Annotated in this window: 17 protein-coding genes, 3 pseudogenes and 1 riboswitch; of the genes and pseudogenes, 17 read left to right on the top strand and 3 right to left on the bottom strand. The window is 42.3% G+C overall.

The features are described from left to right. Positions 1–61 precede the first annotated feature (61 nt). Positions 62–2,575, top strand: coding sequence for a beta-mannosidase (locus G5B12_RS09470; protein WP_174088102.1), 2,514 nt, complete (start codon positions 62–64; stop codon positions 2,573–2,575). Between the two features lie 197 nt (positions 2,576–2,772). Here G5B12_RS09470 and G5B12_RS09465 read toward each other — a convergent pair whose 3' ends face one another. Together G5B12_RS09465 and G5B12_RS09460 are read right to left on the bottom strand one after the other, a co-directional pair. Beyond that, complete coding sequence (locus tag G5B12_RS09465; protein WP_174088101.1) at positions 2,773–4,185, bottom strand: alanine/glycine:cation symporter family protein; 1,413 nt, start codon at positions 4,183–4,185, stop codon at positions 2,773–2,775. A gap of 1 nt (position 4,186) precedes the next feature. Then, positions 4,187–4,294, bottom strand: a riboswitch (glycine riboswitch). A 176-nt stretch (positions 4,295–4,470) separates the two neighbouring features. After that, entirely contained in the window at positions 4,471–5,370 is a 900-nt protein-coding gene (locus G5B12_RS09460; protein WP_118071498.1) for a LysR family transcriptional regulator, read from the bottom strand. 359 nt (positions 5,371–5,729) lie between these two features. On the opposite strand from G5B12_RS09460, the gene G5B12_RS09455 reads away from it, so the two are divergent. From G5B12_RS09455 to G5B12_RS18520, 13 genes and pseudogenes are all read left to right on the top strand, one after another. Next, on the top strand, positions 5,730–6,995 hold the full coding sequence (locus G5B12_RS09455; protein ID WP_174088100.1) for an SLC13 family permease: 1,266 nt from the start codon (positions 5,730–5,732) through the stop codon (positions 6,993–6,995). A gap of 216 nt (positions 6,996–7,211) precedes the next feature. Continuing rightward, on the top strand, positions 7,212–8,117 hold the full coding sequence (gene ttdA / locus G5B12_RS09450) for a L(+)-tartrate dehydratase subunit alpha (protein WP_021651209.1): 906 nt from the start codon (positions 7,212–7,214) through the stop codon (positions 8,115–8,117). A 20-nt stretch (positions 8,118–8,137) separates the two neighbouring features. Continuing rightward, positions 8,138–8,770: a L(+)-tartrate dehydratase subunit beta gene (ttdB, locus tag G5B12_RS09445; protein WP_021651208.1), complete on the top strand. Its 633-nt coding sequence runs from the start codon at positions 8,138–8,140 to the stop codon at positions 8,768–8,770. A 341-nt stretch (positions 8,771–9,111) separates the two neighbouring features. After that, on the top strand, positions 9,112–9,753 hold the full coding sequence (locus G5B12_RS09440) for a YczE/YyaS/YitT family protein (RefSeq protein WP_174088099.1): 642 nt from the start codon (positions 9,112–9,114) through the stop codon (positions 9,751–9,753). 953 nt (positions 9,754–10,706) lie between these two features. Next, positions 10,707–12,002 (top strand): aminotransferase class V-fold PLP-dependent enzyme, encoded by a 1,296-nt coding sequence (locus tag G5B12_RS09435; protein ID WP_021650073.1) that lies wholly within the window; start codon positions 10,707–10,709, stop codon positions 12,000–12,002. A gap of 141 nt (positions 12,003–12,143) precedes the next feature. Then, entirely contained in the window at positions 12,144–13,022 is an 879-nt protein-coding gene (locus G5B12_RS09430; protein ID WP_118071494.1) for an alpha/beta hydrolase, read from the top strand. A gap of 6 nt (positions 13,023–13,028) precedes the next feature. Next, the gene (locus G5B12_RS09425) at positions 13,029–13,550 is read left to right on the top strand and encodes a cysteine hydrolase family protein (RefSeq protein WP_118168463.1); all 522 of its coding nucleotides are present in this window, start codon (positions 13,029–13,031) and stop codon (positions 13,548–13,550) included. Positions 13,551–13,677: 127 nt separating this feature from the next. Next, positions 13,678–13,935: pseudogene (locus G5B12_RS09420) on the top strand (PTS transporter subunit EIIB); the annotation flags it as partial. Between the two features lie 194 nt (positions 13,936–14,129). Next, entirely contained in the window at positions 14,130–15,230 is a 1,101-nt protein-coding gene (locus G5B12_RS09415) for a YibE/F family protein (RefSeq protein WP_118071492.1), read from the top strand. After that, complete coding sequence (locus tag G5B12_RS09410) at positions 15,227–16,006, top strand: YibE/F family protein (protein ID WP_118071491.1); 780 nt, start codon at positions 15,227–15,229, stop codon at positions 16,004–16,006. Before G5B12_RS09415 ends, G5B12_RS09410 begins: the two co-directional genes overlap by 4 nt. 197 nt (positions 16,007–16,203) lie before the next feature. Further along, positions 16,204–16,452 (top strand): annotated as a pseudogene (locus tag G5B12_RS18320) (TnpV protein); the annotation flags it as partial. Position 16,453: 1 nt separating this feature from the next. Continuing rightward, positions 16,454–17,188, top strand: a complete 735-nt coding sequence (locus G5B12_RS09400; protein ID WP_432366502.1) for an ORF6N domain-containing protein — start codon at positions 16,454–16,456, stop codon at positions 17,186–17,188. 65 nt (positions 17,189–17,253) lie between these two features. After that, positions 17,254–17,394 (top strand): annotated as a pseudogene (locus tag G5B12_RS18520) (ORF6N domain-containing protein); the annotation flags it as partial. Positions 17,395–17,532: 138 nt separating this feature from the next. On the opposite strand, the gene G5B12_RS09395 reads toward G5B12_RS18520, so the two are convergent. Next, a complete protein-coding gene (locus tag G5B12_RS09395) occupies positions 17,533–18,405 on the bottom strand; it encodes an AraC family transcriptional regulator (RefSeq protein WP_118071490.1) in 873 nt (290 codons plus the stop codon). Positions 18,406–18,724: 319 nt separating this feature from the next. On the opposite strand from G5B12_RS09395, the gene G5B12_RS09390 reads away from it, so the two are divergent. From G5B12_RS09390 to G5B12_RS09380, 3 genes are read left to right on the top strand one after another with little or no spacing between them, the layout of a single operon-like run. Then, positions 18,725–19,984: a glycoside hydrolase family 27 protein gene (locus G5B12_RS09390; RefSeq protein ID WP_117569647.1), complete on the top strand. Its 1,260-nt coding sequence runs from the start codon at positions 18,725–18,727 to the stop codon at positions 19,982–19,984. Positions 19,985–20,011: 27 nt separating this feature from the next. Beyond that, complete coding sequence (locus G5B12_RS09385) at positions 20,012–20,176, top strand: hypothetical protein (RefSeq protein ID WP_174088098.1); 165 nt, start codon at positions 20,012–20,014, stop codon at positions 20,174–20,176. Next, a complete protein-coding gene (locus tag G5B12_RS09380; RefSeq protein ID WP_174088097.1) occupies positions 20,170–21,027 on the top strand; it encodes an MFS transporter in 858 nt (285 codons plus the stop codon). Before G5B12_RS09385 ends, G5B12_RS09380 begins: the two co-directional genes overlap by 7 nt. The last annotated feature ends 305 nt before the right edge of the window (positions 21,028–21,332 follow it).

Genomic DNA, 21,332 nt, shown 5'->3' with positions numbered 1-21,332 from the left:
ATAGTAATTGATGGAAATGCCATAGTCTGCAAGGGGATTTTTACAGGAGAAGGTATATTTTATGAGGAAGATTATGTTAAATGGCCGGTGGGAGCTGGCGGAAGCGGGGAAAGATACATTATGTGCAGTGCAGGTTCCGGGATCTGTACTTTCCGGACTTTACGGGGCCGGAAAGATTGAAGATCCTTTTTACCGCACCAATGAAGATGCCACGAGGGAACTGTTCTGGAAGGATTATGAATTTTGCAGAACGTTTGCGGTTACGGAGGATGTCCTTAATGAGAAGAAAGTGATCCTGGTATGCGAGGGACTGGACACACTTGCGGATATTTATATCAATGGAAAAAAAGCCGGATCTACAGATAATATGCACCGTACCTGGAAACTGGATGTGAAAGGATTTCTTCATTCCGGTGAGAACCAGATCCGGATCGTATTTCGGTCGGTGTTTAAGTATATCGAAGATTATGAGTATGAAGAGAATAAAGAGATCCATTATGTTCCCTGCGGCGGAATGAAAGGAAACCAGCTGATCCGTAAGGCACACTGCATGTTTGGATGGGACTGGGGCCCCCAGACGATTGATGCCGGAATCTTCCGTGATATTTATCTGGAAGCGTACAGTCATCCGAGGATTGAGGATGTGAAGATCACACAAAGGCATGGGGATAATGCTGTGGATGTGTGTACAACTGTAGCTGTGAGCGGCGATGCTGTGGATAAGTGTCAGGTGAGAGTGAGTATCCGGAAGGATATGACGAGTGTCCGTGGAAATGGACATGCGGTTCAGGAGACTGGAGACTTAGAGATATATGCAGATGGAGCTGTACTGTTGAACAGTAATTCTGTAACTCTGACGGGAAGAATCCACAACCCGAAACTCTGGTGGCCAAACGGCTACGGCGATCAGCCGTTATATAAAGTTAAGGTGGAACTTCTGGATGAGGATGGCGAAGTTCTGGAAACTATAACGAAGCGCATTGGTCTCCGTACTCTTACCATCAGCCAGGAAAAAGATCTCTGGGGAAAAGAGTTCGCGTTCTGTGTCAATGGCGTGAAGATTTTTGCCATGGGCGGAAATTATATTCCGGAGGACTGTATTTATTCCAGGATCACGCCGGAGCTTCAGGAGTACCTTCTGGAATCCTGTAAACGTGCCAATTTTAACTGCGTCCGTGTGTGGGGTGGCGGTTATTATCCTTCGGATCATTTCTATGATCTCTGTGACGAGATGGGGTTGATCGTATGGCAGGATCTGATGTTTGCTTGTAATGTTTATGATCTTACAGAAGAATTTGAAGAGAATATCACGAAGGAAATTACAGAAAATGTAAAACGTCTCCGTCATCATGCATCTCTGGGACTGTGGTGCGGAAATAACGAGATGGAATCTGCCTGGGATCACTGGCCGGAGGTGCAGAGTGAGTCGAAATATCTTCGTGCGGACTACATAAAAATGTTTGAGCATGTGGTGCCAAAAGCAGTGAAAGCGGCAGACAGCGAGACCTTTTTCTGGCAGTCTTCTCCGAGTTCCGGGGGTTGTTTTGATGAGCCGGATGATGAGAACCGGGGGGACTGTCACTACTGGGATGTATGGCATGGCCAGAAGCCTTTTACGGATTATCAGAAGCATTATTTCCGGTTCTGTTCGGAATTTGGTTTCCAGTCCTTCCCGTGTCTGAAAACAGTAGAGAGCTTTACGGAAGAAAAAGACCGGAATATTTTTTCCAGGGTGATGGAGAAACACCAGAAGAATCCGGCAGCCAACGGAAAGATCCTGTATTACCTTTCGGAGAATTTCCGTTATCCGGAGAATTTCCGCAAGCTTCTCTATGTGAGCCAGATCCTTCAGGGAATGACCATGAAGTATGGCGTAGATCACTGGAGACGTCACAGAGGCCGCTGTATGGGAACTCTTTACTGGCAGATCAATGATAACTGGCCGGTGGCGTCCTGGGCAAGTATCGACTATTTTGGTCGCTGGAAGGCACTTCATTATATGGCAAAAAAATTCTATGGGCCACAGGCGGTGAGTATGTGCATGGATGGGGATACCATGCAGGTGTATCTGGCAAATGAAAGTATGGAAGCACAGTCATATCAGGTTGTCTTTTATGTGAAAAATATGGAATGCGAGATTCTTGAGAAGATTACCGGAAAGGGCACTGTGGGTGTGCAGGAGTCCGGGCAGATCCTGACGGTGGATGTTTCAGGATGGGAAGATAAGAAGTATGAGATTTTTCTTGAGGCGGAAGTGACACTGGCTGATGGAAGGGTGCTCCGTGATGTGGAGACTCTTGTTCCATATAAGTATCTGGAACTGGATAAACCGGAGATCACTGCTGAGGTGGAGGAGCAGGATGATGCATTTGTGATCCATTTGAAGAGCAGCTGTTTCAGCCCGTTTACAGCTATTGGATTTACGGATGTGGATGCGACACTTACAGATAATTTTTTCCATATGACAGATGGCGGGGAAATCTGTGTCCGGCTTGATAAGAAGGACGTTCGAAACGGAGAGATCCTGGATGCGGCGGATCTTACACGGCAGATGGAGATTTTGACGCTGGCATAAGAATTTCCGCAGACTGAGAAGATCATCATACAGGTGAAAAAGTCAGGTGCATGATCAGAGAAGTTTCATTAAAATTAGAATAATGAAAAAGACGCGACTCTTTATCGGATGATAAAAGGGTACGCGTCTTTTTTGTATGATATTAGGGGGAATTTTATGGGTTTGTGCGTGTTTTCAGTTGATTACGATGTCCGGGATCAGAACTCGTAATTTTTATGTCTTTTGAAGAAATCTTTTGTTTCTTTTACAACCACACCGCTCAGGGCAAGAAGAGCGATCAGGTTCGGGAACGCCATCAGGGCATTGAAGATATCTGCGATGTTCCATACAGCTGCTACAGTCATATATGGTCCGATGAATACGCAGATGATGTACAGCCAGCGGTATGTTGTAACTGCGGCTTTGTTTCTGTTGAACAGGTATTCCAGACATCTTTCACCGTAGTAATCCCATCCAAGAATCGTTGTGAATGCGAAGAATACCAGGCACAGCATCAGTGAGAAGGATGCTACAACCGGCGGGAAAGGAAGTCCTTTCTGGAAAGCGGCGGTTGTGATGGCAACACCTTCAAGACCTGTGTTCCATGTCTCTGTGATGACAATGGAAAGTCCTGTCATGGTACAGATGACGATGGTATCAATGAAAGTACCTGTCATGGATACAAGACCCTGACGTACCGGCTCTTTTGTCTGAGCTGCAGCAGCTGCGATCGGGGCACTACCAAGACCGGACTCATTGGAGAAGATACCGCGGGCGATACCTTTCTGCATAGCTACGACCATGGTTCCCATTGCGCCACCTGCAAGTGCACTTCCTGTGAAAGCAGATTTTACGATAGTTACGATCGCTGCAGGAACTGCTGTGATGTTTGTGATCACGATGATCAGTGCCAGTGCAACATAGAGAACTGCCATAAACGGTACAACGACCTGGGATACCTTTGCGATTCTCCGGATTCCGCCGAGAACGACAAGTCCTACGCATACGGTAAGTACCAGACATGCAACTACAGTTGCCCAGGAATATGTATTTCCGAAAAGTGCTACTGTGTGTGCTTTATCCGGATCAAAGAAGTTGGTGACTGCAGATGCGATACCGTTTACCTGTGTAAATGTTCCGATACCGAAAAGTCCAACGCCTGCTCCGAAAAATGCGAAGATCTTTGCAAGCCATCTCCACTGTTTTCCCATACCGTTTTCGATGTAGTAGAATGGTCCACCGAGAACGTGGCCTTCTTTGTCAATGGTACGGTACTTGATTGCCAGAAGGCCTTCTGCGTATTTGGTTGCCATTCCGAAAAATGCGGCTACGATCATCCAGAAAAGTGCGCCAGGTCCGCCGGCTGCGATAGCAGTTGCAACACCTACGATATTTCCAGTTCCGATGGTTGCTGAAAGCGCAGTACACAAAGCTCCAAAGCTTGTGACCTCACCATCACCGCCTTCTTCATTTTTAACCATGAATTTCAGTGCTTTTCCGAGATGCCTTACCTGTAAAAGGCCTAACCGAGCGGTTAACAGAATTCCTGTGAACAGGATCAGAATGATCAGCGGAAGTCCCCAAACGACTCCGTCAAACCATGTGATAAAGTTGTTGATTTGTGTAAACATTACTCTTTCCTCCATCCTTTTGCCTGAGAGATTTACAGCATTTTGTGTGCTGCGTACACCTTCGGCGCTCTTCCCTTTTGATTTGAAGAGACTCTCCTGAGTTTTTTTATTTTTGAATGATGCCAGGACCTTTTTGTGTGCGGTGGTGGCGGCCATTCGTTTTGTGTAGAAATACACTGTAACACAGAGTATCACAAGAATTGACGGATTTCAATGGGGTTTATTAAAAAAATTCCATTTATTAGTAAAATTAATCGACATATAATCTGTTTTTTTGACAGGACTTTACTTTTCTATCAGTGGATGCTCTTTATAGTACATGCGGGTGAAATGAAGGAATGTCAACATATCACCACTGATGTATTTGCCTTTTTTCCATACCATGCCGATCTTTACCCGGATGGGTGGTTCAAGGGGAATACCGGTAATACCGGAACCGGAAAATTTATCTGTCATGCTGGTATAAAGAAAGCATCCGTATTTCCCGGTTTTTACAAACTGCAGGGTGGTGTAGATCTGGCTGCTCCGCATAACAACATTTGGTTTGTAGCCGTCCATCTCAAAACGCATCTTCAAAAGCTGATTCTGGACAGAGTCCGGGTTAAAAAATATCAGCTGTTCTTTTGACATTTCTTTTATGGTAACCGTTTCTTTTTCTGCCAGTTTGTGGTCATTGCTTACACAGAAAACAATCTGGTCGTCAGCCAGGACTGTGTTGTGGAATTTATCAATATTATATTGTTCCATGTTGACCAGAGCGACGTCCAGGGTATCATCCTGGATCAGATTGCAGGCGCGGACAGAGCCGTATTCCTCCAGGACAACAGCAATCTCCGGGTGCTTTTCGTGAAAAGCAGTAAGAAGCTCCGGAAAAAATACGGTACTTAACATTGGCGGGATGCCGATGCGAAGAGGGGGTTTAACTCTGGACATGCTGGAGTAGTCAGCCTGGAGTTCATTACAGTACTGAAGGATATAGGTAGCTTTTTCATAGAAGGATTCTCCCTCCTGAGTCAGGATCAGCTGATTTCCCTTCCTGGAAAAAAGGCTGATCCCGAATTCAATCTCCAGATCACGGATAGCCATGGAAATAGTAGGCTGGGTTACATATAATTCTTCGGCTGCTTTTGTAATGCTGTGGCAGCGGCTGGCGGTGCAGAAGTAACGTAGTTGGTTCAGTGTCATGATATGCCTTCTCTCAGTGTATTATCAGATGAAATTCTTAACAGATTTTGCTGCTTTTTATCGAAATAAATGGGGGACAGAACATACTCTTTGGAGCTGACTGTCATTATAAAGATACCATGGACATGTGAAAAATTCCATATTCATTTAAAAATGAGAGGAGTTTATAGCAATAGCGCATAAAAATTATCATTAAAAATTGAGAGTATAAATTTTTTTTATGCGGATATGTGTTTCGCTAATTTGTTTTTTTATATGTACACGAGTTATAATAAAGCCATCAAAAGAAACGTGTACGGCCTATACTTTTCAGAAGAAAACAATATGAAATCACAACATAGTGAAAGGAGAGTACAGAAATGTCTCAGACAACTATCACATTGCTGTTTCTTGTGTTCACCATCATCAGTTTCATCCTTGAAAAAATTCCTCTTGGACTGACTGCTTCAATCTGTGCCATCGGTCTGACACTCACAGGAGTTGTGGATGCAACAACAACATTTTCACAGTATGTAAACAGTAACGTAATCCTTTGCGTTGGCATGTTTGTAGTAGGCCAGGCATTGTTCGAAACAGGAATGGCAAATAAGATCGGAGGACTGGTCACGAAATTTGCCAGAACAGAAAAAACACTGATCATTGCGATTATGGTGATCGTAGGTGTAATGTCTGGATTCTTATCCAATACAGGTACTGCAGCAGTGCTGATCCCGGTAGTTTGTGGAATCGCCGATGAGTCCGGTTATTCCAGAAGCCGTCTTCTGATGCCGCTGGTATTTGCCGCAGCACTTGGCGGAAACCTTTCTATTATCGGTGCACCCGGAAACCTGATGGGTGTGAATGCACTTCAGGAGATGGGGCTTTCCACAAGCTTCTTTATGTATGCGCCGGTTGGAGTTCCGATGCTTCTGATCGGAATCCTTTACTTTGTCCTTATCGGATATAAATTCCTTCCGGATGGAAAGAATGCATCCGGTGCAGTTCTTGAAGATCAGCAGGATTTCAGTCATGTACCGAAGTGGAAACAGACCGTTTCCCTGATAGTACTGATCCTTGTGATCCTTGCAATGATCTTTGAGAAAGAGATCGGCATCAGCATTGAGGTTTCCGCATGTATCGGAGCGATCCTCCTGGTTCTGACAGGAGTTATTTCCGAGAAAGACGCACTGAAGTCCATTGACCTGAAGGTTGTATTTCTTTTCGGCGGTTCGCTGACACTTGCAAAAGCATTGGATACAACCGGAGCCGGAGAGCTGATCGCAGATAAGATTGTAGGACTTCTTGGAGCAGATCCGAGTCCGATCCTTCTTCTTCTGGTGATTTTTATTGTAACCTGTGTGTTGACAAATTTCATGTCAAATACAGCAACCACAGCACTGATGATTCCAATTGCGGTATCTCTTGCAAACAACCTCGGAGCAGATCCGAGAGCCGTTGTTATCGCAACTGTTATCGCAGGTTCCTGTGCATATGCAACACCGATCGGTATGCCGGCAAACACCATGGTAGTCGGTCTTGGAGGATACAAATTCAAGGACTATGTGAAATCCGGTCTGCCGCTGATCCTGGTATCCTTTGTGATCTGTATGATTCTGTTGCCGATCCTGTTTCCGTTCTATCCGTAAGGAGAGAAACTTTTGAGTTACTGTTCACTTTGTGACAGCAACACTTTTAATTAAGTTCATTCCCTTCTGCACTGACCATACAGTGAAGGAGAAATGATAAATAAGCCAAAAAAGCCATCTTAACCATTAATCAGCCAAAATTAATGATGAAACAACCAACAAAAACCTATGTAACTAAAAAACATTAAACCATCGAACCATATCAGGAGGTAAATCATGACTAAGGAAAATGGAGTTAAAGTATTAACAGACATGGTAGCAGATTTTGTTGCCCATATTGGAAAAAAATTACCGGATGACGTAGTTAATAAACTTGAAGAGCTTGGTTCACAGGAAACAGCTGCACTTCCAAAGGTTCTTTATGAAACAATGACAAAGAACCAGGGACTTGCTGTAGAGCTGAACCGCCCAAGCTGTCAGGATACAGGAGTTCTTCAGTTCTGGCTGAAATGCGGAACAAATTTCCCGTATATCAATGAGCTGGAAGCACTTCTGAAAGATGCTGTTGTTCAGGCTACTTTTGCAGCACCGTTAAGACATAATTCCGTTGAGACTTTTGATGAGTACAACACAAAGAAAAACGTTGGTAAAGGAACCCCGACTGTATGGTGGGATATTGTTCCGAACAGCGATAAATGTGAGATCTACGCATATATGGCAGGCGGCGGATGTACCCTTCCGGGAAAAGCAATGGTTCTGATGCCGGGGGCAGGATATGAAGGTATTACAGATTTCGTTCTTGATCAGATGACAACCTACGGACTGAATGCGTGTCCTCCACTTCTTGTTGGTGTTGGTGTAGGAACATCTGTAGAGACAGCTGCTCTGAACTCCAAGAAAGCGCTGATGCGTCCGATCGGTTCTCACAACGATAACGCAAACGCAGCAAAAATGGAGAAGCTTCTCGAGGATGGTATCAATGCCATCGGCCTTGGACCGCAGGGTATGGGCGGAAAGTATTCTGTAATGGGTGTTAACATTGAGAATACTGCACGACATCCATCTACCATCGGTGTTGCAGTAAATGTTGGATGCTGGTCCCACCGTCGTGGACATCTGGTTGTAAATCCGGATCTTACAGTAACCTGTGATACTCATTCCACATGGAAATTTAATGCATAATATAAACGGAGGGAAAAATCATGATCGAAATCAGAGGAGATAAAAAAGTTCTTATTACACCTGTAAGCGCAGAAGACCTGGCTGATATCAAAATCGGCGATATTGTATGGTTGGACGGAGATCTGATGACCTGCCGTGATGTTGCTCACCGTCGTCTGGTTGAGTATGGAAGAGAGCTTCCGTATGATATCCGCAACAAAGCGATTTTCCATGCCGGCCCGATCGTTCGTAAGATCGAGGGTACAGAGGATGATTATGAAATGGTTTCTGTAGGACCGACAACTTCCATGCGTATGGAGAAGTTCGAGTATGAGTTTACAAAACTGACTGGTGTCAGAGTGATCGTTGGTAAAGGTGGTATGGGCCCGAATACGGAGCGTGCTTGTAAAGAGTTCGGTGCTATCCACTGTGTTTTCCCGGCTGGATGTGCAGTTGTGGCTGCTACAGAGGTTGAGAAGATTGTTGAGCATCACTGGGATGAGCTTGGAATGCCTGAGACTTTATGGTGCAACAAGGTTAAGGAGTTTGGACCGCTGATCGTATCTATCGATGCACAGGGACGTAACCTGTTTGAGGAGAACAAGGTTGTATTTAATGAGCGCAAAGAGGCTGCCAAGCAGGCAATTTATCCTGAGGTTAAGTTTATTAAATAATATTGGATATTGGAAAAATTTTTCGGGATATCTGAAATAACGAGGCTCTGCCATGAGAGCTTCGGGATTGACTGGTGATTGTGAAATTGAATTAACAGCGTGATATGAAAAAGAGAGATGTCCGGCAGATCATATAATGTGGTCTGCAGGATGTCTTTTTTTGTTGCTTTTTGTTGTTTCTTGGGGTTTTTGTGTTTTACAGGGGTGAGGGGGTGTGATAGAATATAAGCGTTGCAGCAGGCTGGTTATTAAGGTATTATCTGGTATGGATCTTGCGCAGTGAAGGTGGATCGTGGATATCTGCCTGACAATATTTTCAGAGAGGATGAGGTATGAGGTTTATGGGGGATTTTTTGAAGAACATTAACTGGAAGCATGTTCTGATCATGTGTATCGGAAATGTTTTTGCAGGTATGGGGATTGGAATTTTCAAGCTTGCCGGGCTTGGAACGGATCCGTTCAGTGGAATGAATATGGCGGTTGCGGATATGATTGGTATGGCGTATGGTAATTTCCAGCTGATTGTAAATATTGTGCTGCTGATCATTGAGATTGCTTTTGGCAGAAGGTTCCTGGGGATCGGTACGGTTGTGAATGCGGTTTGTCTGGCTTATATTACTACTTTCTTTTATAATATTTATACTGGTGTTTTGGGATTGGAGCTTGTGGCGCTGCCGGTACGTTTGGTGGCACTGTGTGTGGGTGTTGTGATCTGCTGTCTGGGACTGTCGATGTATCAGATGCCGGATGAGGGGGTTGCGCCTTATGATAGTCTTTCGCTGATCATGACAGAGAGATGGCCGAAGATTCCTTATTTCTGGCACAGGATGTCTAATGATGTGCTTTGTGCGCTGATCTGTTATCTGACTGGTGGTGTTGTGGGTATTGGTACGCTGGTGACGGCTTTTGGGCTGGGACCGGTGATACATTTCTTTAATAGGGTTTTTACCGGGAAGCTGCTTGCCTGGATTGATGGTGAGTGAGTTTGTAGTTGTATGGGTTGAGCTGAACTGGCTGCGGGATGTGGCTGGTTCGGCTTTTTTTTGTGAAAAGGGACGCCCGTGAGGCGTGTGCTGCCTGTCGCCGGGGCTTCGTCGGGGGCTGGCTTCTAGGCTGCCGGGAATCTGCTAAAAGCGTTTTACAAAAGTCCGAACTCGCGTCGCTCAGACAGCGGACTTTTGTAAAACAACGCAGATTTCCGCCAGCCAAGAATCAGCTCCCCTCCTGCAGAGTCCGGCGACAGGCAGCACACGCCTCACGGGCTGGCTTTTCAGGACGGTAGGGTAGTGTGGCTGCTCGGGAGTTGGATGAGCTATCAGTGCTACGCTGGATAGCTGGGAGGAAAGGCTGAGTTTGCTTGTGGCCGGAGAAAGAGGAATCGGCTCAACGTTACACAATCAATACCGCAGCATCCATCGCCCCACCAGTACCTGAACACATCTCCACAACCTACAACAATTTGCGTGCCCGGAAAGGGGGAATGTGAGGGGGAAAAGCGGGCTTCGCAACTTTGAGTGCTTTCCCCCTCACAATTTCTTCAGCTTTGAAAAGCGAAAATTTCAGGCTGCCTGATAAAGGAGACGGGAGTTGTATTCGGAGTATAAATTATAAATACTGGATGCCTGGGATGACAGGTGGGTGGGATGTGATGAGATATAAGGAAACGATATGAAGAAGCAGACTTGTAATGTTCGTGGTTATGTAAAAAGTGTATATTGCTTTTTGACGGTATTACAGAGTTTCTATGCTGTGTTAAAATATAAACAATGTTAATATAATACAGTTACATTATTCATTTTATAACTATTTGTAAATGTGTTATGCTATCTTCTGATGAGAGATATATAATGAACACAGTCGTATGAAATGAGAGTGTTCATGAATAGCTGGCTGTCCGGGTTGCCGGGGCTTATGTGATGAAGGAGAGGATATTATTATGGAATTTAATCATGGCGTTTTGTTTTCAGATACATATCAGAAGAAGCTGAAGTCTCAGTTTTATTATGCAGATAAGGATCCACAGTATGGCGCGAGACTTTTCTTTGAGAACTCCGGTGGTTCTCTGCGGCTTAAAAAGGCGGTTGAGGCCAAGGCTGCTATCGAGGAATTTCCGGATTGTCCGGAGCGTGCTCGTGGCAGGGGCTTTGATCTGGCGGATTATGTGAAGAATGGTACGCAGGAGATCCTTGAGGTTATTTTTGGTGCAAAGAGTGGTGCGCTTATCACTGAGCTGACTGCTTCTCAGACCATGTTCCATGCGGTTGGTACGATCATGGAAGGTGTTGACTGGGGTAAGAACGCAGTTACTTCTGCTCTGGAGCATCCGTCTGCTCATGATGCGGTTGAGTATTACTGTAAAAAGACCGGCAGAGAGTTTCGTGAGGTTCCGGCTAATAAGGTGACTGGTGGCCTTGATCCGGATGAGATCATGAAGTATGTAGATAAGGATACGGTTCTTCTCAGTATTATGGCTGCTTCCAATATTTCCGGTAATATCATGGATATCAAGGAGATTGCCCGTCGTGCAAAAGAGATCAACCCGGATATCTACATTGTAAGTGATGCAGTTCAGCATGCTCCTCATGCAGTGATCGATGTTGAGGACTGGGATGTGGATGTCTGCAACTTTGCACCGTATAAGTTCTTTGGTGTACGTGGCTGCGGTTATGCTTATGTTTCTGACCGTGTTGCTGTGATGCCGCATATCAAGCTGACCTGCAAGGATGATAATGTATGGGCTCTTGGTACTCCGGCTCCGGCTAACTTTGCGGCTATGATGGCGGTTATTGATTATGTTTGCAGTATCGGTAAGCATTTCCTGGGTGATTCCGCACAGAAATATAATAAGCGTGAGCTTTTTGTTGAGGGTATGAATCACATTCATCTTCAGGAGAGAGCGCTTCTGTACCGTATGCTGGAAGGTACCGATAAGGTTCCGGGGCTTCGTCATATTCCGGGGGTTCAGGTTTATGTGGATATGGAGGATCTTACTTATAAGGATCTGATCGTTGCCATGGGTATCGAGGGTATTGAATTTGCAGAGTGTGCAAGAAGATATCTTGAGCATGGAGTTACTCTGTTCGAGCGTGTAAAGAGCAGCCCGTATTCAAAACGTATTGTTGAGACTCTTGGTCTTGAGGGTGCACTTCGTGTTTCTCCGCTCCATTGCCATGGAACAGATGATATCGATAAATTCCTGAAGATCACTAAGGATATCGCTGAAGGTAAATAATCCCTACGGCTACAATTAAATAAAAAATGAAAATGTCCTGCAATCAAGAATGTGCGCAAAAGAAAATCAGAAGCTGCCAGACTTGAGAGCAGGGCTTTTTTTTGTGGTATACTTAAGAAAAAAATGAAAGAGGTGTCGAAAATGGAAAAAATGAGCAGCATAATAAGGCGGGAATTCAAAAAAGGCGATGATATCCGCGATGCAGGTCTGACAGCTCCGGATGATGTGATCCGATATAAAGATATTGCTTATGGAAAAGATTCAGCCATGCAGGTGCTGGATGTATATCGTCCGAAGGATACAGAGGGAAATCTGCCGGTGATCGTCAGCGTACATGGTGGTGGCTGGGTATATGGTGATAAAGAGCTGTATCAGTATTATTGTATGAGTATTGCGCAGAGAGGTTTTGCAGTGGTTAATTTCACTTACCGGCTGGCACCGGAGTATCAGTTTCCGGCACCTATGGAAGATACGAACAGTGTTTTTGCATGGATTCTTGATAATAAAGATAAATATGGCATGGACGTGGCGAATCTTTTTGCAGTGGGCGATTCTGCCGGTGGACAGATTCTTTCACTGTATGCAGATATCTGTACGAATGCAGAGTATGCAAAAGAATATGATTTCCAGGTACCGGAAGGACTGAAGATAAAGGCTGTGGCATTAAACTGCGGTCAGTATAACATGGAAGACACAAGTGATATGACCAGGCAGCTTATGGAGGAATATCTTCCGGGAAAAGGAACTCCGGAAGAATTAAAAAGGATATCTTCTGATCTGTACATAACAGATCAATTCCCGCCTGCATATGTTATGACTGCAGAAGGTGATTTCTTACGCAAACAGGCACCATATATGTATGGGAAACTGAAAGAGAAAAATGTATTCTGTGAGCTTCATGAATACAGCAGTCCGAAGGAGAAGCTGATGCATGTTTTCCATCTCAATATGAGATCTGAGGATGCAAAAAGATGCAATGATGATGAGTGTGAGTTTTTCAGGAAATTTATTGGGAGGTGACAGGAAATGAAAAAAATTCTTATCGTAGTAGATATGCAGAATGATTTTATCGACGGTGCCCTCGGCACAAAGGAAGCGGTTGCGATCGTACCGAAGGTAGAAGAGAAGATCCGCAATTTTGACGGAGAGGTATTTTTCACAAGGGATACTCATGAGACATATTATCTGGAAACACAGGAGGGGAAAAACCTTCCGGTTAAGCATTGTATCCGTGATACCGAAGGCTGGCAGATCCGAAAAGAGTTGGATGCACTGAGAAAAACAGAGCCGATCGACAAAGAGACTTTCGGTTCAACAGATCTGGTGGGCGAACTGGTTACACTTAATGAAGACCAGGGAATCGGAAGCATTACTCTTGTGGGACTTTGCACAGACATCTGTGTAATCTCCAATGCTCTTCTGATCAAGGCATCCCTTCCGGAAGTGCCGATCTGTGTTGATGCCACATGCTGCGCTGGCGTAACACCGGAGAGTCATGAGAATGCACTGAAAGCCATGGAGGCGTGCCAGATCAGGATTATCAGATAAAAATATATCTGACGAAAATTAAATATTTTTTTCAATAAATAAAACTATCCTGAACAAATTGCAAAGTTGAGAAGCTTTGTACCTGACAGGATAGTTTTATTTGCGTTAAGAGGCTGCGAAAAACATATTACTTGCAAATGATGATTATACTGCTATTGCCGCAAAAATCCTTGAAGGCTGTGGCGGAAAAGAGAACATCACAAGCATTGATAACTGCATCACAAGACTGAGACTTGAGGTTAAGGATATTACAGCTGTAAATGATAAGGTGATCAAATCTGCAGGTGTTGCAGGCGTGATCAAACCTGGAAAAACTTCTGTACAGGTTATCATCGGAACCAAGGTTCAGTTTGTTGCAGATGCATTTTCTGAGCTTTGTAAATAATGGCTTTTTTGGAGTCAGGTATTTGCTAAAATAATTATGGGGCAGCAGCAGAATTGTGAAAACGGTTCTGCTGCTGTTTTTTTGTATACCTTATATTGACCGATACTTTCAAAAAGCGTACAATGTTATTTCGATAAAAAGCAATAGGTCAGTGCATTTACGATTGCAATATTTCTACAGGGGGAATGAAGTTAATGAAATCCTGCGTATTTCACAAAAAATATCTTTTAGCCGGTATATATATTATTTTTGTTCTGTTTACCTGCTGTAATTCCCGATTTTATCATACACCGCTGGCAAAAATATGTTCCGTAACAGAAAAACAGACTCTGAGCAGAGAAGGAACCAGGGGCTCAAAAGAATATTACTATACTCAGAATATTACGGCACGGATATTAAACGGTTCGCATAAAGGGGAAAAAATAACGGCCTCTAATGAATATACATCTTCTCAGGTTCAGACCAAGAAATATCATAAAGGAGACACCGTTCTTTTAAGCGGTTCAAAGGAAAGCCCCGGAAAAACGATACGCTCTGTAAAAAGGGATGGGTATCTGGCCTTATTGGCAGGAGGATTATTTTTTCTTCTGATCTGCATTACAGGAAAGCAGGGATTTTACACGATAATATCACTGATACTGAATACGGTCATATTTGCGTATGGATTTCAGGCTTTTACAGAGGGGAAAAATATTTTAAATATCTGTAATGTCATCGCAGTTCTTTTTTCACTGACTACATTGATCTGCTTAAATGGAATTCACAGAAAAACATTTTCCTCAGTTCTTTCGACACTGTGTGTTCTGTTTCTGATCATGGCATTGTTTGAATTTTCTATTTATATGTACGGAGATCTGGATTATTCCAATCTGGAATATCTTGGAAGTACAGGCAATTCAGCAGATATATTCTGGGCAGATATTATGCTGACAGGACTTGGTGCAATTATGGATGTGACGGTGACGATCAGCGCAGCAGTAGGAGAGATCGTGCGGAAAAATCCATCGGTTTCTCTGAGAAGACTGATACATTCCGGTCGTGAGATCGGATATGATATTATGGGAACCATGATAAATGTACTGCTGTTTGTTCTGGCAAGCGGCATGATTCCCATGTTCATACTTAAGATGAATAATGATATAAGCTTTGTAACGATCGTGAGATACCACATTCCATATGATATCTGTCGTTTTCTGATAGAAAGTATTGGAATTGTACTGGCAATACCGGTATCTGTTTTTATTGCTTCAGTGATTATGAAAATACCATCACGGAAAAGGGGTGTCAGAGAATGATCATTTTTCTTGCATTGATTTTAATTTTTCTGGTGATCTTGATTGGCGGAGAGCGTGGAGCCATGTCAATTATGACATTGGCGGGGAATATTGTAATTTTGTTTTTTTCAATTATGCTGATGTCTGCCGGTTTTCCTGTACTGCTCCTGATATTGGTGGCAGGTGCAGGTGTTTGTTATATTTCTCTGTTTTATCAGAACGGAAATAATCCAAAGACGCGGGCGGCTTTTCTGGCTACACTGCTGGTAATGTTACTTTTGTTTATTCCTATTTATATTATTACATGGAGATCAGGAAGTTACGGGTTAAATGAGCTGCAGATTTCGGAAGACGATTTTATGTATTATTACAGTACGGACCTTCATATTAACATGCTTCATGTAGGAATATTTGTAACTGTTTTCAGTACTCTTGGGGCTGTTATCGATACAGCATTATCTGTAACATCTTCTGTATATGAAGTCTGGACTCATAAAAACGGTCTGACAGCGAAAGAACTTACAGCTTCCGGCTATCAGGTTGGGAAAGAAATTATCGGTACAACGGTAAATACGCTGCTGTTTGCTTATCTTGGAGGAACTATTTTATTGTTTTCATACATTCAGACACAGCAATATACCCTGGAGATCATTCTTAATTCCCAGTTCCTATTCCAGGATGTTGCAGTCATGCTATCTGGTGCGGTAGCCTGCCTTATTACCGTCCCGGTATCGATCAGATGTATTATTCGACAGATTCACCGTACTGATTCGGAAGAAAAATCTGAAGTTATATAATAGCGTTAAAAAACAGTCAGACCTGTGGAGAAGAATGTGAAGGGAAAATGTGAAGAGGTTGAATGAAAAAGTAACTGCCACCATGTACGGAAAATGTGAAATTAGCGCTCACCTCTTGACAATGGAAGTCGATTTTTGTCCTGTCTTGTGTATCCTAGAAGTGCCTGCTTTACAGGCTTTCCAGGGCATAGGTCATTTTGTCTGGTATTGTAAAGCAGTGCCAGATTTGTCGTAAATGTCGTAAATTTGTGGTCAAAATTCCGAATCTCACTTATAAATCCGGTGAGCAGATGGAGCAACTTGGCAAATATGGATTCTTACGCAGAGATTATCTGAAGAACCATCGAAATTCAACCTATCAGGTGATGCTTTTACAGGATACAATTGGAAAGCACCTTCTGGAAGTAGACAAGGCAGCCAGAGAACGGGAAGAAGTGATCCTGAAACATAAAACGATTTCCAGAAGATTTTTGTTTTCAGATTACAACAGAAGAAGCAGAATCTTTGAAGTGCCAATCTGGCACCTCAAAAATACAAGAGTCAGGAAAAAAGGATGGACGAGGTGGCAGACGTACGCTACCGTATGTATTTACAGAGCAGAGAATATCAATGCTAGCCAGTGTATTACATAGTGAGGTGGCAATCAATGTAAGCATAGGTATTATGCGGGCATTCGTAGAAATGAGACGGTTTATAGCCAACAATGCACTTTTGTTTGAAAGGATTAGTAACGTTGAGTTAAAACAACTTGAATATCAGAAAAAGACAGATGAAAAGCTGGAGCAAATTTTTGAGTACATATCAGATCATGAGGAGTCTAATCAAAAGATATTTTTTGATGGTCAGATATATGATGCGTTCAGTTTACTAATAGAACTGATTCAGAAGGCAGAAACGGAAATTGTTCTGGTAGATGGATATGTGGATGTAGGAACATTAAATATTTTGTCAAAGAAGAAAGAAAATGTGGCGGTGACAGTTTATACACTGCAACGGACAAAATTATCTCAAACAGATATAGATAACTTTAATGCACAGTATCCTAAACTGGATGTGAAGTACACAAGAGCATTTCATGATCGTTTTTTAACCGAATCAAGTAAGTCCCCTGCTTCAATTGCGAGGAGCAATAAGCAGTGGGTGGGACTTACTTATATCAGGAGGGGTACAAGCCCCTGCTGATAAACTGCGGAGCAGTTATTCGGTTATGAGCAAGTAGCGAAAGCGGATTGCGAATATCCGATTGACTTCTTGATAAAACGAAAGCATATCATGTTGGTGCGTCTTTGAAGGACGCAGGTAAAAAATGTTTTGGAATTAATTTGATTGAAGATGCAGGTATTGTAAGAGATATTTTACAGAGATTGGAATTAGAAACAGAAGAATAGAAAAGTAAGTTATGCAGAAAGGCGTGAGTCATAAGAATATGGCTTGCGTCTTTTTCTGTCTGGATTCTTTCGAGGTCTGGCAGTTATTTTTTTGCACAAGAAAAGGAGCTACGCACTAATACTTAATGCGACAGCCCCTTATTTTACCAGAACAATTTGGCGTTCGCGTTTGTGACGGTTTTTTCTATATTCTGTAGGAGAAATTCCGTGGTATTCTTTAAATATTTTTGAAAAATAAGAAGGCGAACTGAATCCACAGATCTGACTGATATAGTCCACGGACCAGTCAGAAGTAAAAAGAAATTCTTCACTCTGGGTGATGCGAAAATCCAGTATATATTTTTTCAATGGAACACCCATCTGCTTTGAAAAGATTTCTGAGAGATAGGATCGATTCAGATTCAGTTTGTCTGCAATATACTGAACTGTCAGGCCTCGTCCGTAGAAATCTTCTACAATAGAAATTGCTTGCTGTACATGACTTTCTGAATTCTGACGACTTTTTCTTTCGGGAAGCTCTTTGGAGTTCTCGATAAAAGTACCAACTTTTGAAAGAAGAAGGAGAAGAATGCCATTGGTATACAGATCATTTTTTGTACTATCATTTTTTATGGAAATCAGAATCTCAAGGAGATCCTTGATTTCCTCAAAGACTTCTGTAGAAAGTCCTTTTGTGAGGGACGGATAACCGAATCCAAGACGATGCATGAAGTATGGAGCGAGTTTGCCATTGAAGCCAACCCACGAATAAGTCCATGGATTCTCCTTATCGGCCTGATAGAAGACCATCTGATCCGGTTCAATCAAAAAAATCTGTTTTTCTTCAATAAGATATTCTGTTTTATTAACAACAAGACGTCCCTTCCCGGAAAGAACAAAATGCATGAGATAATAGGGTCTTGTTCCAGGTCCGTAGGAATGAAGCGGCAGACATTCTGAATGACCGCAGAAACGAAGTTTTATATCATTCCAGCTGGTGTCTCTGTACAGATTCAATTTTTCTAATTCCATAGGATCTCCTTTCGGTAGTTTGTATATTTATATTCGATAGATACAAAATTCTTGCTTTTATTAAACTACAATTTCCGACAAAATTTATAAGTTATCCAACAAAAGTGACTAACATGGTAATAAGATTATAGTATATGATATCAATGTAGACAAGAGAAAGAAAAGACAAAAATAATCTAAAAATTCAGACAGGAAACGAATCGATTCAAATTCACAGAAAAGTAAAAAGCTATAGTTATTAGAAGAAAGAAGTCAGTTTGTAAAAGGTGACCTGTATTTTGTGCACCCTAAAATAAAATGGAAAGGTAAGGAAAGAGATATGTTAGAATTTGCAAAAACACCACCAAAAGGATGGAACAGCTGGGATGTATATGGAGCGTCTGTTACAGAAGAAGAAGTAAAAAGAAATGCAGATATTATGGCAGAAAAGCTTAAGAAATATGGATGGAACTATGTGGTTGTAGATATTCAGTGGTACGAGCCAGGAGCTGAGTCAGCAGCATATCGCAAGTTTGCGGATTTGAAGATAGATGAATATAGTCGTGTGCTTCCGGCTGAAAATCGTTTTCCAAGTTCAGCAGATGGAGTTGGGTTTGCACCACTTGCTGAATATGTACACCAATTAGGGTTGAAATTCGGTATTCACATTTTAAGGGGAATACCAAGACAGGCTGTTCATGGAAGAATGCATATCAAAGGAACGGATAAGACAGCAGATCAGATTGCAATAAACAGTATCTGTCCATGGAATTCAGATATGTATGGAGTGGATATGTCAATTCCAGAAGGACAGTTATATTATGATTCGCTTATGGAATTGTATGCTTCTTGGGGAGTTGATTTCATTAAAGTTGATGATATCGCATATTCAACGATTTACAGAGATTCACATAGAAAGGAAATTGAAGGGATTCGAAAGGCTATCGACAAAACGGGACGGGACATTGTACTTTCCCTTTCGCCGGGACCGGCAAGACTGCAGGATGGAAGTTTTCTTCAAAAAACTGCAAATATGTGGAGATTGACAGATGATTTCTGGGATGAGTGGGAATTGCTGTATGATATGTTTGACCGCTGTAATTATTGGTCACCATTTATTCGTAAAGGAAACTGGCCTGATTGTGACATGCTTCCATTGGGGCATATTGGAATCCGCTCAGGTGAACGTGGAAAGGCAGACCGTATGACCTGCTTTACAAAGCCAGAACAAAAGACAATGATCACATTGTGGTCTATCTTTCAGTCACCACTGATGTATGGCGGAGAACTAGCTGATTTGGATGAGTGGACGCTCTCATTGTTAACAAATACAGAGGTAAACGAGATGCATCGTACACTGGATGGACAGAGACAAGAGTACAGAGACGATGAATGGATTGTCTGGTCAGGAGAAAACGAAGAGAATACATATATTGCAATATTTAATGTATCGGATAAAAAGAAAGAAATTCCTGATAAATTAGCAGAAATATATATCAAAGAGGATGCAAAAGAAATCTGGTCCGGCAAAAAAGCAACTGAAGCAGCAGAAGAAGTAGATAGTCATGGTTGTGTGTTGTATCAGATGAAAAGAATGTGATGAATGTCGGATAGGAGGAATGAAGTGATGGATACAATAGGAAAGAAACTTGCCCTAAAAGAAAAGATGGCTTATGGCTGCGGTGATGCGGCAAGCAATATTATCTGGGCATCTATGGGAACATTTCTGATGTTCTATTATACAGACAGATTGCAAGTCTCCTTGTTACAGCAGGAACACTCCCATTGGTAAACTTTATGACAGAGTATGTGGGGGAAAAGAAAGCGTGGAGTATCGTATATGGAATATTTGGAGTTATTGCAGCAATTCTGTTCTTTTTATGTTTTGCAGGGTGTAAAGAGAGAATTCATGAAAATGAAGAAGAGAAGACAGAAAAGATTCGTGTTATTGACGGAGTAAAAGCAGTGCTGAAAAATAAATACTGGCATATGCTGATGGTGATATCTATTTGTATTAATATATTCTTCCAAGCTATTAGTACGGTAAATACATATTATAGTAAAGCGGTTCTTCATAATAGCAGTATGATTAGTGTATTGAATACGGCTTATATAGTTCCTGCAATTGTAACCTTTTTCTTTGTACATCTGGTTGTGAAGAAGTATGGAAAAGGAAAGACTACGATGTTTGGCTGGATTATTATCTGTGTCAGCTATGTGATATTGTTACCATTTACAGAAAATACAACGGTACTGATTATTACAGCTGCTATGAGGGGAATAGGATATTGCTTCTTGCTTGCAGTGTCTTCTGCGATGGTAAGTGATGCAGTTGAATATGGGGAATGGAAAACGAAAATTCGTGTTGAAGGTCTGACATTTAGTATGCAGGGATTTGTAGGAACAATCGCAGCAGGTATTGTTACGGCGGTCATTGGATGGGTACTCAATTTCAGCAAATATGATGGAACACTGTCATTTGCAGATACACAGGCAGGATCCGCAGTATTTGCAATTAAACTGCTGTTTATTGCGGTTCCGTTTGTTGTTGGAGTACTGAATATTATATTGTTAAGATTTTACAAACTTGATAAAATGTATCCGCAGATTATTGAGGATTTAAATAAGCGGAATGGAAAATAAGTGGGGAATGCATATGAAGACAAGCATATCAGAAAAAATAGCTTATGGTATGGGAGATGTTGCATGTAATGTAGTATATGCACTTACATCTGGTCTTATCGTATATTTTTATACAAATGTAATCGGAGTATGGAGCTGTCGCTTTAACGAATGAATTCATATCTTTTCTCCCAGTTCTTTCATACGTTCTCCATCTATCGTCCCTTCATAATGTCTGATTCTTGACTTATCAAGTTTTATTTTAACCGAATCAAGTAAGTCCCCTGCTTCAATTGCGAGGAGCAATAAGCAGTGGGTGGGACTTA

It is taken from the genome of Blautia sp. MSK.20.85 (assembly GCF_013317245.1).
Classification (GTDB): domain Bacteria; phylum Bacillota; class Clostridia; order Lachnospirales; family Lachnospiraceae; genus Blautia_A.
This window is presented reverse-complemented; position numbering and strand designations above follow the sequence as displayed.

Coding starts and splice junctions, on each gene's coding strand:
- G5B12_RS09470 (WP_174088102.1), top strand. CDS start 62: ATGAGGAAGATTATGTTAAATGGCCGGTGGGAGCTGGCGGAAGCGGGG.
- G5B12_RS09465 (WP_174088101.1), bottom strand. CDS start 4,185: ATGTTTACACAAATCAACAACTTTATCACATGGTTTGACGGAGTCGTT.
- G5B12_RS09460 (WP_118071498.1), bottom strand. CDS start 5,370: ATGACACTGAACCAACTACGTTACTTCTGCACCGCCAGCCGCTGCCAC.
- G5B12_RS09455 (WP_174088100.1), top strand. CDS start 5,730: ATGTCTCAGACAACTATCACATTGCTGTTTCTTGTGTTCACCATCATC.
- ttdA (WP_021651209.1), top strand. CDS start 7,212: ATGACTAAGGAAAATGGAGTTAAAGTATTAACAGACATGGTAGCAGAT.
- ttdB (WP_021651208.1), top strand. CDS start 8,138: ATGATCGAAATCAGAGGAGATAAAAAAGTTCTTATTACACCTGTAAGC.
- G5B12_RS09440 (WP_174088099.1), top strand. CDS start 9,112: ATGGGGGATTTTTTGAAGAACATTAACTGGAAGCATGTTCTGATCATG.
- G5B12_RS09435 (WP_021650073.1), top strand. CDS start 10,707: ATGGAATTTAATCATGGCGTTTTGTTTTCAGATACATATCAGAAGAAG.
- G5B12_RS09430 (WP_118071494.1), top strand. CDS start 12,144: ATGGAAAAAATGAGCAGCATAATAAGGCGGGAATTCAAAAAAGGCGAT.
- G5B12_RS09425 (WP_118168463.1), top strand. CDS start 13,029: ATGAAAAAAATTCTTATCGTAGTAGATATGCAGAATGATTTTATCGAC.
- G5B12_RS09415 (WP_118071492.1), top strand. CDS start 14,130: ATGAAATCCTGCGTATTTCACAAAAAATATCTTTTAGCCGGTATATAT.
- G5B12_RS09410 (WP_118071491.1), top strand. CDS start 15,227: ATGATCATTTTTCTTGCATTGATTTTAATTTTTCTGGTGATCTTGATT.
- G5B12_RS09395 (WP_118071490.1), bottom strand. CDS start 18,405: ATGGAATTAGAAAAATTGAATCTGTACAGAGACACCAGCTGGAATGAT.
- G5B12_RS09390 (WP_117569647.1), top strand. CDS start 18,725: ATGTTAGAATTTGCAAAAACACCACCAAAAGGATGGAACAGCTGGGAT.
- G5B12_RS09385 (WP_174088098.1), top strand. CDS start 20,012: ATGGATACAATAGGAAAGAAACTTGCCCTAAAAGAAAAGATGGCTTAT.